Origin of the sequence: Vibrio salinus (genome assembly GCF_021272385.1) — a bacterium.
GTDB lineage: Bacteria > Pseudomonadota > Gammaproteobacteria > Enterobacterales > Vibrionaceae > Vibrio > Vibrio salinus.
On record NZ_JAJSDZ010000007.1, the window covers coordinates 353,203 to 366,156 of the forward strand.

Sequence of the window (12,954 nt, forward strand, 5' to 3'; positions counted from 1 at the left end):
TTAATCACTATGGTTGCTAGAATTTTGCATTATTCTATTATTTTTTATATCTAGATTTGTGAAAACGATTAGTATTACTAACATTAATCCATAGTAGGTACTAATCAAGTTTTGTTCTAATGGTACTTCTGTCATGCAAAAAAGAACAAACCCAGATACAAGAATAAATCCAGTTAAAGCATAATTTGTCTGATATATTCTTTTTAAGAAAAAGAATAAAGGAAAAAATAGTAATAAAATAAAGGCAAAAATACCTAATATTCCATAAGATGCTAGCATTTCAAAATATTGATTATGAGCATGTGCTCTTTTTATTCCTACAGCAAGAGGACCTATCTTTTTTTCTTTATATAATGTACTTAACATTTCTTCTCTTTTCTTAAAAGATTGCCCAATTAAAGGACTTTCTTTAAAAGATTGAATTGCACTATACCATAAGTCTAACCTTACACCTGAAGATACAGATTCAGTAATATCACCTCTATAAATGTTAGTAAATTCGTTAACTGTAAAATGTATGCGTTCTTTAAAGTTTGGTGAAATCACATAGATTATAGAAGTAAACAATACTATCGATACAGTACAATAGAATATTCTTTTAATTTGGTTATCTTTTTTATAAAAGAATGCCACTAATATAAGTAAAATTGGTATAGCAAAAGTGGCTCCTCTAGTTTGTGTTAATATAGTAGCGTACGTATCAAAAATAAATGATAATAAAAGAAGTAATTTAAAGTGACTGTCTTTTGAGAGGGCTAAAGATAAAAATGCTAAGGAGCATGCTAAATATCCAAAATTAATACTATAGAGGTAGCCCACTACTCTTTCTATATTTAAAATATAATGTTGATATATAGCTAATGTTATTGTACCAACTGAACCGATAAATATTCCAAGATCTAAATATTTTCTAGATATATTGGGGAGTTGTATTTCATTTTTTAAGAAGAAATATATGGGAATAAAACAAACATATCTAATTGAACCTTTAAAATATCTAGTACTATCCATGTCTTTTATATATATGGGAAGACTGGCAATAAAATATCCAGATAATATGGTTATCACTAACATATCAATTTTTGTTATTGTTATTACTTTATAATTCTTAGCTATATATATCAAGGATGTTATTAATAAAACAATAACAACACCAACAGTAAAATTTTTTGTGCACAATAAAAAAAATAATGAAAAAAATAAACAATAGTTAATTATTTTGGTATAAATATGTGTGTTTGGGATCATTTGCATAGAGCTTCTTTTATGAGGTTACATACAGTGCCAACATCTGGAATACTACCATCTGGTGACATTGCGACAAAATGTTTTTCGTAATGAGGTGTATATCTGTAGGGAACGGTAGAATAGAATATCCCGACAGTAGGAGTATGTGTCGATATCCCGACATTTCTTACACCAGTGTCTGGGGAGATTAATAAGGTTGCTTTTGCTGTGAGCTCTATGAGATCATCTAATGGCTGTAGTGGCCGTACCAAACAGTTATCATTTTTTTCTACCACTTTTTTTAAAAAATCTCCCTTTTCAAAGTTATTCTTTCCTTCGAGAAAAATATGTATATAGTCAGGATGTTCTGCTATTGAGCGTGAAATTAACTCTTTCATATAGTCCTGACTAACAATTTTAGATTTTTGTGATGCGCCATTGAAATACAATATATAGGGAGCATCTTTTTCTTTAATTACTCTGTTATCAGGATATGCAAAATTTAAAGGGTATTGTGGGTAGTGTCCTAGAAGTTTAAGCATATCTAACATGCATTCGACTTCAGGCTGAAAATCAGAGCGGGGTACACAAACGTTGTATAAGATACCACGTAAGTAATATTTATATGGGAAACCTATTTTCAGAGTTGCTTTACTTAAAGCCATCATCCAGTGAGAGCGATTGGTACTGGCCAAATCAAAAATAATGTCTTGCGATCCAAGTTCTTTAATATTTTTAATCTTTTCGGAAACAGATGCTTTCTTTTTATCTTTGTGTTTTCCAGGCATTACATGAACATGATCGACGAGATCATCAGGAACACCATACATGTAATTAGAAACCGCAACTAATGTGATTTTTGCATTTGGGAAAAATTTTCTGGCTTCAATCAGAAAAGGGCGAACAATAACCTGATCGCCTAAAGCTGCATGTCGTATGACGGCTATTTTTTTTATCTCATTTGGGTTAAATGAGTTTGAAAGATACTCTTTTGCTTTTGAGGTTGCATAGGCACCCCGCTCAAACCATTGGTATTTCATTTTTTATCGCATCTGTTTATTTGGTCGTTATGCTATCAATAACTCTGTCTGGTGTTAACTGTTTTAAACACTTCAAATGACCATATGGGCATTCTCTTTTAAAACATGGTCTGCATTCTATATCAGTATTTAATATAGTGACATTATTCGATAGTGGTGGGGTATATTTTGGTGACGTTGAACCATATACGGCGATGATCTTACATCCTACGGCGGCTGCAATGTGCATAAGGCCTGAGTCGTTACATATTACAGTGTCGCAACAGGCGAGTAAATCCACGGCCTCAACCAATGAAGTTCTGCCGGATAAGTTGTGGCAAAATGGTTTTTGTTGCTCATTGAGGGCCTGATAAATTTTATCGGTGACTTCCCTATCTTTTTGTGAACCAAATAGCCAAACTTGCTTACCTTGATCAATACAATGGGCGGCTACCTGAGCGTAATAATGATCTGGCCACCTTTTGGCCGGGCCAAATTCAGCTCCAGGGCATAACCCGACCACTTCATTTGTTTGTAATAACGATAAGCTCTGTCTAACGGACGATTGCAGCTCGAAATCGACTTGTAGTGAAGGAATTGGACATGTATTCAATGACACGTCTTTGAGCATGGCTACTTTCGAGCTCGCTAATGCAACGTATCGTTCGACCATGTACTGAAAAACGTGTTTATCCGGTCGCAGATCGTTCAATAACCCATAACGCATTTCGCCTTTCCAGCCGATTCGATGTGGAATTCTTGCAAAAAAAGGTATTAAGGCTGATTTAGCAGAGTTTGGTAAAATATAGGCATGGGTATAACGATTTGTTGCTAACTGACGACCTAACTTCCATCGACCTTTGAGGTCTAAAGCACCATGACCAATTGGCATTTCAAAGGTATTATCAATTTGTGGCATTCTTTCTAGAATAGGCTTACACCACTGAGGTGCTAATACATCAATGGATGCTTCGGGATAGCGACGCTTGAGCTTTATGTATAGGCTTTGTGACATCACCATGTCGCCAACCCATGATGGACCTATAATGAGAATTTTCATCAGTTAATACATTACCTTTCTTGAACAGCCAGAATAGTAACACTACAGGTTAGAAAAAGTACATTATATAAAGAATTTAGAACGCACAAAGGTACTCACTGTTTGAGTACCTTAAATAAAAAATAGTAGTTCTATTTGTTATTTATAATCTGCAAATATTCAGCGACACCCTGAGCGACTGTTTTGAATTCAACATCACAACCGCTGGCTCTCAATTTGGTTAGATCAGCTTGAGTAAATTCCTGATAAGCCCCTTTCAAATGTTCAGGGAACGGAATCGATTCGACTTGCCCTTTTCCATGATGCTTAATAACCGCTTTTGCCACTTCATCAAAGGATTCTGCATTGCCAGTTCCACAATTGAAAATACCTGAAACACCATGCTGCATAAACCACAGATTTACTTTACATACATCACCAACATAAACAAAGTCACGGATAAAATGGGCGCTGCCTTCAAACAGTTTTGGATTTTCGCCCGCATTCATCTGATTGTTTAAATGAAAAGCAACAGAAGCCATTGAGCCTTTGTGGTTTTCTCTTGGCCCGTAGACATTAAAGTAGCGGAACCCTGTAATTTGCGACAGTTTTTCACCATGCTCTTCTGCATCTTTCCATAGACGACGTACATAGTTATCAAATTGTTGTTTTGAATAACCGTAAACATTTAATGCACCTTCAAATTCAGGTTCTTCAACAAATGTTTTGGTGTCCCCATAAGTCGCGGCAGAAGAGGCATACAGGAATGGAATTTCACGATCCAAGCAGTAATGCAGTAACTCTTTAGAATATTCGTAGTTATTGAGCATGATGTACTTGCCATCCCACTCGGTAGTAGCAGAACAAGCCCCTTCGTGGAACACCGCTTCAATAGGGCCGAAATCATCACCGGCCATAATCTGGGTTAAAAAGTCATCTCGATCCATATAATCGGCGATGTTTAAATCAACTAAGTTTTTAAATTTTCGTCCATTTTTCAGATGGTCGACAACCAGAATGTCTTCAATGCCACATTCGTTGAGTACTTTTACTATGTTGCTGCCAATCATGCCTGCGCCGCCAGTTACGATGATCATAGTGCTTATTCCGTAATCAAATTTACAATGGTTTATATTATAGCCACTTACCATGAGTCTGTAATCACAAAATGTAGGTTAGGAGGAGGTTAATCTCGCGTATTGTGCCTCTTTGAGGTAGTATTTTTACTATGTAGACAAAGTTAAATAATGTATCGCATCTATAATTGAACTCGTATTGAATTGATTAAAGTTCCGGGGATATTTTAGTCGTTAGGTAACATAGGAAAAATTTGATGAGGATTCTGGTCACTGGGGGTGCGGGCTTTATTGGGTCTGCGTTAATTCGTTACGTGATTGAAAACACGCAAGACTCTATAATTAATGTCGATAAATTAACATATGCAGGTAACTTGGAATCGTTAGAGTCTGTTTCATGTAATGAGCGTTACTCATTTGAGCAGGTAGATATTTGTGATCGTAATTCATTGGTTCAAATTTTTAGACAATATCAACCTGATGGCATTATGCACTTAGCTGCCGAAAGTCATGTTGACCGCTCAATTGACGGGCCTGGTTCATTTATTGAAACCAATATCGTTGGCACGTATACCTTACTTGAAGTCGCTAGAGCATTCTGGGAAAAGTTACCTAAGGATAGGAAAGATAAATTTCGTTTTCATCACATATCTACGGATGAAGTTTATGGTGATTTGCAAGATCCAACAGAACTCTTCACTGAAAATACATCATATTCACCTTCCAGTCCGTATTCAGCATCAAAGGCGTCTAGTGACCATGTAGTTCGAGCTTGGTTTAGAACTTATGGTTTACCTGTTATCGTTACTAATTGTTCTAACAATTATGGACCGTTCCATTTTCCGGAAAAATTGATTCCATTGATGATCTTAAATGCTATCGAAGGAAAGCCTCTTCCTGTATATGGTGATGGTATGCAAATTAGAGACTGGTTATATGTAGAAGATCACGCACGAGCTTTGTATCAGGTTTTTTCTAAAGGGATCTGTGGCGAAACTTACAATATTGGTGGTCATAACGAAAAGGCAAATATAGAGGTAGTTGAAATAATCTGTGATTTGTTGGAAGAACTAAGACCGGATAAGCCTGCTGGTGTGAGTAGATATAAAGATTTGATTACATATGTCAAAGATCGCCCGGGACATGATATTCGTTATGCCATTGATGCCTCTAAGATTGAAAGGTTGTTAGGGTGGAAACCGGAGGAAACTTTTGAAAGTGGAATTAGAAAAACGGTTGAATGGTATTTAGATAATAAAAAGTGGTGGTCAAGAGTTTTGGATGGTTCATATTCAAGAGAAAGACTAGGGGTCAAAGGTTGATATGAAAGGAATTGTTTTAGCCGGTGGTTCGGGCACTCGTTTGTACCCTTTGACCAGAGGCATATCGAAGCAACTTGTTCCTATATACGATAAGCCAATGATTTTTTATCCTTTGTCAACATTAATGCTAGCGGGCATACAGGATATATTAATAATTACAACTCCAGAAGATAACGAGGCATTCCGTCGCCTACTGGGAAACGGCTCTATGTTTGGGGTTCGGCTACAGTATGCAATACAACCATCTCCTGAAGGCTTAGCAGAAGCTTTTCTTATTGGTGAAAAGTTCATTGGAGATGATTCAGTATGTCTTGTTCTTGGTGATAATATTTTTTACGGTCGATATTTTACAGGATTATTAAAGAAAGCGGCATCTAGACAAAAAGGGGCGACAATATTCGGATATCAAGTTAAAGATCCTGAACGATTTGGGGTCGTTGAATTTGATAATGAAATGAAAGTGATTTCACTAGAGGAAAAACCCCTGGAACCTAAGTCTGATTATGCTGTTACAGGATTGTATTTTTATGATAATAGGGTTATCGAGTTCGCCAAACAAGTAAAGCCATCAGCTCGGGGGGAATTAGAGATAACGTCTATTAATGAAATGTATCTCCAAGATGGTACTTTAAATGTCGAGTTGTTTGGGCGAGGGTTCGCATGGTTAGATACTGGGACTCATGAAAGTTTACATGAAGCCTCATCTTTTGTTCAGACAATTGAGCACATTCAAGGTTTGAAAGTCGCGTGTCTGGAGGAAATTGCCTGGCGAAATGGATGGTTAACTAATGAGAAAGTTATAAAACTAGCCCAACCTATGCTAAAAAATGACTATGGTCGGTATTTGGTAAAATTAGTAGATGAGTCCGTCAAAAAATTAAATCGCTAATGTTTGAAAAGATGTTTTGCATCGTGTGACTAGAAATGAAAAAAAGAACATAAGGAATTGGCTGTATGGCGTATTTATCTGCAGATGAGCTCAAATCGGTTGGGTTTAAGTATATTGGTAAAGGCGTTAAGGTTAGTAAATCTGCTGCAATTTATGACGCTGAGCTCATTGAATTGGATGATTATGCTCGAATTGATGATCTATGCATACTTTCCGGGAGAGTAACTGTAGGAAAATATTGTCATATCACCCCTATGTGTTTAGTTGCAGGTGGGATTCCTGGTGTATACATTAGTGATTTTTGCACACTAGCCTATGGCGTTAAGATATTTTCCCAGTCAGATGATTATAGTGGTGAGACGATGGTTAATTCATTGATCCCTAAAAAGTATAAGAATGAGTTCTTTGCTGAAGTTATTCTGGAAAAACATGTTATTGTCGGGACTAATTCTGTTATTTTTCCAGGCGTAACCATATCTGAAGGTTGCTCTATAGGAGCTATGAGCTTAGTTAGTCGCTCTACTAAATCATGGGGGGTATATGTTGGCTCTCCTGCTCGATATCTAAAACCAAGGAAGAAAAATATCCTTGAATTAGAGAAGGACTTTATAAGTGGACAGTGAAATTATCTCTTTTAATAAGCCTCCGTTTACTGGAAACGAAGAGCAGTATGTTATTGCTTCTATGAGAAGTAATAGTCTTGCGGGAAATGGTCCTTTCTCTAAAAAATGCCAGGACTGGTTTGAGAAAAAACAGCATTTGAATAAGGTGCTGTTGACTCCTTCGTGCACTCATTCACTAGAAATGGCCGCTTTATTACTTGATATTAAGCCTGGTGATGAGGTTATTGTTCCTAGTTATACGTTTGTTACTACTGCTAATGCATTCGTGCTAAGAGGAGCAAAAATAGTATTTGTAGATATACGACCAGATACTATGAATATTGATGAAAAACTAATTGAGGAGGCTATCACTTCAAAGACGAAAGTTATTGTTCCTGTCCATTATGCTGGAGTAGCATGTGAGATGGATAGTATCATGGCTTTAGCAGAGAAATATGGCCTTTATGTTGTTGAAGATGCTGCTCAGGGGATGATGGCCACTTATAAAGGTCGTCCTTTGGGTTCAATTGGTCATATCGGTGCTATTAGTTTTCATGAAACAAAAAACTATACTAGTGGTGGAGAAGGTGGTCTCCTTATTATAAATGATAAATCTCTTGTTGAAAGAGCAGAAATTATTCGTGATAAAGGGACTAATAGGAGTCAATTTTTTCGTGGTATGGTAGATAAATATAGCTGGGTTGATTTGGGAAGTAGTTATTTACCTTCTGATATCCAAGCTGCATATTTATGGGGTCAGTTGGAAAAAGCTGATGAAATAAATAAATTCAGGTGTCGTGTTTGGGATTTATATTTTAAAGCTCTTAAGCCGTTATCAGATAGATATATTATTAGTGAACCACATGTTCCTATAGAATGTGAGCACAATGCTCATATGTTTTATATTAAAGTTAGCGACCTTAGTGAAAGAACCAAGCTAATTGATTATTTAGGAATAAATGGAGTCAATGCTGTGTTTCATTATGTTCCTTTGCATTCATCTTCGGCAGGCAATAAATTTGGTCGGTTTTGTGGTGAAGACCGTTACACAACAGAGCATAGCGAGAAACTAGTAAGGTTACCTATATGGTATGGTATTACTGATACCCAAATTAACTTTATTATTGATCTCATTTATAAGTTTTTTGATTCTTCCATAGAAAAATAGAGTGGAATTGTAGTATGGCAAAAAAGATTTTGTTGGTTTTCGGAACAAGACCTGAAGCAATTAAAATGGCACCTTTGGTTAAGGCTTGTGCTGGTGATGATAGATTTGAATGTAGATCTTGTGTGACGGCGCAACATCGTGAGATGTTAGATCAAGTTTTGGAATTGTTTGAGATAGTACCTGATTACGATCTGAATATAATGAAACCGGGACAAACATTAAATGAAGTAACATCTAAAATCTTAGTGAAGATGAAGGATATTTTAACCGATTTTAAACCAGATGTGGTTCTTGTTCACGGAGATACAGCAACAACTTTTGCCGTTGCTTTAGCTTGCTATTATGAAAGAATTGCTGTTGGTCATGTTGAAGCTGGTTTAAGAACTGGAAATATATATTCTCCCTGGCCTGAAGAAGCCAATCGAAAGCTGACAGGTGCATTAGCATCCTATCATTTTGCTCCGACAGATTCATCTAAAAATAATTTAATTAAAGAAAATGTAGATAAAAATAATATTATTGTTACTGGTAATACGGTTATTGATGCTCTGTTATGGGTTGAAAATAAAATTGATGAATCTCCTGAAATTATTTCCTCATTTGTTAAACAGTTTCCATTTGTTAATGATGGAAAGAAATTAATATTAGTTACTGGGCATCGACGGGAAAATTTTGGAGATGGTTTCGAGCATATTTGTAATGCTCTTAAATCTATATCCGAAAAATATAATGATATGGTTAATATTGTTTACCCTGTTCATTTAAATCCAAATGTAAAAAACGTTGTTACAGAAAAGTTAAATAATAATTCAAATATATTTTTAATTGATCCTCAGGAGTATTTATCTTTTGTTTTTTTAATGAGTAAGGCATATATCATAGTTACCGATTCTGGTGGTATACAGGAAGAGGCCCCATCTTTAGGAAAACCAGTTTTGGTAATGAGAGATACAACTGAGAGACCTGAGGCTGTTGAGGCTGGTACTGTACGAATTGTTGGTACGAATGAAATAAAAATAGTAAATGAAGTCAGTCGTTTGATTGATGACTCAAATTACTATGAGTCTATGAGTCAAGCTCATAACCCATATGGTGATGGTTTTTCCTGTGATAGAATTATCAGCTTTATATTTGAAAAACTGAAATAGAAATAATATTTAAAATGAAAAATTGATAGGTTTATTATAAGATGGATAATTTGACTATTTGCCTTTATGGACATATTTGTCGAGATAATTCAGCAAATTTAAAGTCATTCTGGAATGGGTTTATAAACATTCAGAAACAAATACCCAAGACTGATAATATAAATATTGTAGCTCATAGTTGGAATCCAGAGTTTTACGATTTGGTGCAAAAAGTTTATGCACCAAAGCATTTGATTATGGAAAAACAAGAAAACTTTATTGGCGAATATATGCCATTAATTCAGCCAATAGACAAGTTTGAACTTGGGATAAAAAGAGCAAACTCTCTATGGGTGAAAAGTTCACCACAAAGTTTTCTTGGAATGTCAAAGACTCGTTCTAAAACAGTCGAGCTTTTAGAGCTATTAGATGATGTTGATGAACAGGATTGGGTTCTGGTTGCTAGGTGGGATCAAGGATGCGCAGGAAGCCGCGAGGTGAACCAAATTGTGGCAGATAGTGCTTTACCAAAAGGCTATATATACCTTTCATACTTTAGAGAAATTGATGAAGGGTATGCTGATATGTGGTTTTTTACTACTAAAGAGTTAGCGAAGAAATTTTCAACATTCTCTGACTTTGTTTTAGAGTGTCTTTCTGGTCAGAATGATTATTTTTATGAATTTACAGAAAAAGGTTGGCCACTTGCAATAAGAAAAAAAGCTCAGAACCGATTACAGTTGATTTTTGAATATAAAATCGCACCTCGATTAGTAAAAATTTTTGAAAATTTATCTCGGCTGAATATGCCCCCCCAAGTGAAAAATAAAATGTTAGGGGCTAAGCAACGACTATTTAATTATTTGTATAGACCTTCAGTAACAGGGGAAAATGCTCTTTCTTTAAATGAACCAACAGATATTACATATCCAACATATCAAGCACTGAATATTCATGCAATCTTTAAATATTTTTTTAAAGAAAAAAAACTCAGAGAAAAAGCAAGATTTTTAGACATTAAAGATTTTGAGAATTTAAATTCTGGACAAGTGATTAATGCTAAAAGATATGCTTATATTATTTATAGTCATTCGTCATTTAGTGATTGTTGGAAGATGGCAATTAACCAGGCGAGAGAAAACTTATCTCCAGAGTGCTCTAGTATATTCATTCTTTCAGAAGATTCGTTAGAGACAGAGCTAGCATATAAGAAGCTCGAAATTGATGCTAAAATAATAAAATATGCTGATGATGACTTGTACTCTGAACGCTTGAAATATTGCTTTAATAAGTTGAAAAGTGAATGTGAGTTCGTTTATTTTGTCCATGAAGACATGCCCCTAATAGATAAAGTTGATAGAGTATATTTAAATTCGCTACTGCATTTTTTAGATAATTCAAATGAATTTTATATAAAGTTGGTTGACACTAATTATGTTGATAAGAAATTAGATCATGAGGTTTTTCCTGATTTAATGACCAATCGTGGTGGATATTCGTTCTCAATTCAACCATCTATAATGAAATTATCAAATATGATTTCTTTTCTTAGTGGTTTCAACCACGGTATCTATGATATGGAAAAAGTCTCAATTTGTTCCAATTTTGTTTTTTCTGCTGTTAAGGGTGAACGCAAGGTAGGGAAATATTTATTGGCCAATGATAAATTTCCACATATTGCTACTGCGATTGCTAAAGGAAAGTGGTGTACAAGTGAGTGGCATGATGAAATCAATTTTCTATCTAAAAAATATGGTATTGATTTGAGTAAAAGGGGTGAATGTTAATGTCTAAATTAAAAATTCCTTTTGCTGAAGAACATTTAAATAGGCTTCAGGCTCTATTAGAAAATCAAACTCCATTTCATTTTGTTAGATTTAGTGATGGTGAAACAGAAATATTACACAATCGCTACTTAGAGATAGGCCAGGGTAAAACTGTTTTCAGAGGACGTACTTTTGGTAATGAATTTCCTGCCTTTGACTCAAAAAGATTTGATCCACGCATCCATCAAGAACTAAGAAGTGATTTATTAGCATCGGCAACATACAGAGACGAGTATTTTTTCAAAGGTATTCCGACAAGCCATAACAATGCCATTATTGATCGTGAGTTTATGTTGCGTCTAAATGGTGGGTTTTCTTCTAATATTACATTCTCTGACTTGTTTTTGAATTCGAATTATGAATGTTACAGAGATAATATTGTTCCGCTCTTTAGTAAATTTAAACATATATACGTGGTTGCAAATTATCGATCAAAATTGGTGGGGGAGTTATCTAATGCAAAGCTTATTGAAGTCCCTGATAACTTTTTCAATTGTTATCAGGAAACTTTAGATAAAGTGATGCATGAATTAATAGATATTGAAGCTGGTGCTTTAGTCCTTTCTTCTGCATCATCATTAACCAATATTATTGGACACAAACTGCACACCAGAAGACAAGATATAATATTAATTGATATCGGTACATCCATAAACGATTTACTATCTTTAGATTCAAGAACCAGGGCATATCATTTGGTTCAGGGAAGTCTAATTGCTAAATTAAAATATAAATTATCCAAAGGTTATAAAATCACATGGTGAAAAGTGAAGCCCCGAAGATTGCAGTAGTATTAAATGCTTTTAAACGAACAAAATATTTATATATGCAGCTTGATGCAATAGAGGGCCAAACGATAAAGCCAGAGTCTATCTATGTTTGGCAAAATAAAGGCGAAGTTATTGATGAGAAATTAAAGTCTCGATTTATTCTTGCTGAGTGCTCTGAAAATTTAGGGGTTTGGGCTCGATTCGCCTTTGCTTTGAATATTGATGCTGATTATATTTGTGTATTTGATGATGATACGATACCTGGTGAAAGATGGTTTGAGAATTGTATCGAGACAATGAAAACTCATGAAGGCTTGCTTGGTACCCGTGGACTTAGGTATATGAACCCTAAGAGATATCATCCATTTGAACATTATGGGTGGGGAAACGCAAATGAAGAGACAATGCAGGTTGATATTGTTGGTCATGCGTGGTTCTTTAAAAGAGAACACTTAGCTATGTTTTGGAGTGAAATGCCACCAAAAGATTCAAGTAAGATCGCTGGAGAAGATATACATTTCTCTTATATGTTACAAAAATTTGGGTTGGGGACATATGTACCACCACATCCTGAAAATGATAAGAGCTTATGGGGTAGCTTGCCTGAGTATGGGAAAGATATTGGAATGGATGAGAACGCTATTTCATCAGATGAAACTGCTCTATCAAGATTTGATGTTGCTCTTAGGTATTATACCAAAAGGGGGTTTACTCTATATCTTTCTGGTAGTGAGCGACTCAAAAAAGGCATAGTAGTAGGTTCTGGAGTTCGGACAAATAAAGTATTTAGGAAAGTGGCATCCAATAATCCGTTAATTAAGAAAATGGGGAAAAGAGTACTATCTATGTTAGAAAAACTTGGTATTCATATTTAGTCTGGTAATGACTG

Annotated in this window: 12 protein-coding genes; 8 read left to right on the top strand and 4 right to left on the bottom strand. The window is 35.2% G+C overall.

Going from position 1 to position 12,954, the window contains the following annotated elements; all coding sequences use genetic code 11:
* From LRQ06_RS07475 to rfaD, 4 genes are all read right to left on the bottom strand, one after another.
* Positions 1 to 1,254 (bottom strand): O-antigen ligase family protein, encoded by a 1,254-nt coding sequence (locus LRQ06_RS07475; protein ID WP_232765768.1) that lies wholly within the window; start codon positions 1,252 to 1,254, stop codon positions 1 to 3.
* Positions 1,245 to 2,267, bottom strand: a complete 1,023-nt coding sequence (locus LRQ06_RS07480; RefSeq protein ID WP_232765769.1) for a glycosyltransferase family 9 protein — start codon at positions 2,265 to 2,267, stop codon at positions 1,245 to 1,247. The genes LRQ06_RS07475 and LRQ06_RS07480 overlap by 10 nt, the downstream gene beginning before the upstream one ends.
* Before the next feature lie 16 nt (positions 2,268 to 2,283).
* The gene (gene waaF / locus LRQ06_RS07485) at positions 2,284 to 3,306 is read right to left on the bottom strand and encodes a lipopolysaccharide heptosyltransferase II (RefSeq protein WP_232765770.1); all 1,023 of its coding nucleotides are present in this window, start codon (positions 3,304 to 3,306) and stop codon (positions 2,284 to 2,286) included.
* Positions 3,307 to 3,437: 131 nt separating this feature from the next.
* Positions 3,438 to 4,382, bottom strand: coding sequence for an ADP-glyceromanno-heptose 6-epimerase (gene rfaD, locus LRQ06_RS07490; RefSeq protein ID WP_232765771.1), 945 nt, complete (start codon positions 4,380 to 4,382; stop codon positions 3,438 to 3,440).
* A 236-nt stretch (positions 4,383 to 4,618) separates the two neighbouring features.
* Between rfaD and rfbB the strand changes: the two genes are divergently transcribed.
* The 8 genes from rfbB (at position 4,619) to LRQ06_RS07530 (ending at position 12,940) form a co-directional block, all read left to right on the top strand.
* Entirely contained in the window at positions 4,619 to 5,683 is a 1,065-nt protein-coding gene (rfbB, locus tag LRQ06_RS07495) for a dTDP-glucose 4,6-dehydratase (RefSeq protein WP_232765772.1), read from the top strand.
* Position 5,684: 1 nt separating this feature from the next.
* A complete protein-coding gene (rfbA, locus tag LRQ06_RS07500; protein ID WP_232765773.1) occupies positions 5,685 to 6,572 on the top strand; it encodes a glucose-1-phosphate thymidylyltransferase RfbA in 888 nt (295 codons plus the stop codon).
* A gap of 65 nt (positions 6,573 to 6,637) precedes the next feature.
* Positions 6,638 to 7,195: an acyltransferase gene (locus tag LRQ06_RS07505; protein WP_232765774.1), complete on the top strand. Its 558-nt coding sequence runs from the start codon at positions 6,638 to 6,640 to the stop codon at positions 7,193 to 7,195.
* Between the two features lies 1 nt (position 7,196).
* Positions 7,197 to 8,342 (top strand): dTDP-4-amino-4,6-dideoxygalactose transaminase, encoded by a 1,146-nt coding sequence (rffA, locus tag LRQ06_RS07510; protein WP_232765858.1) that lies wholly within the window; start codon positions 7,197 to 7,199, stop codon positions 8,340 to 8,342.
* Positions 8,343 to 8,356: 14 nt separating this feature from the next.
* Complete coding sequence (wecB, locus tag LRQ06_RS07515; protein WP_232765775.1) at positions 8,357 to 9,490, top strand: non-hydrolyzing UDP-N-acetylglucosamine 2-epimerase; 1,134 nt, start codon at positions 8,357 to 8,359, stop codon at positions 9,488 to 9,490.
* Between the two features lie 41 nt (positions 9,491 to 9,531).
* A complete protein-coding gene (locus tag LRQ06_RS07520) occupies positions 9,532 to 11,256 on the top strand; it encodes a hypothetical protein (protein WP_232765776.1) in 1,725 nt (574 codons plus the stop codon).
* Positions 11,256 to 12,059 carry a hypothetical protein gene (locus LRQ06_RS07525; protein ID WP_232765777.1) on the top strand — a complete coding sequence of 268 codons (804 nt, stop codon included), beginning with the start codon at positions 11,256 to 11,258 and terminating at the stop codon, positions 12,057 to 12,059. Before LRQ06_RS07520 ends, LRQ06_RS07525 begins: the two co-directional genes overlap by 1 nt.
* On the top strand, positions 12,053 to 12,940 hold the full coding sequence (locus tag LRQ06_RS07530; protein WP_232765778.1) for a glycosyltransferase: 888 nt from the start codon (positions 12,053 to 12,055) through the stop codon (positions 12,938 to 12,940). Before LRQ06_RS07525 ends, LRQ06_RS07530 begins: the two co-directional genes overlap by 7 nt.
* Positions 12,941 to 12,954 lie beyond the last annotated feature (14 nt).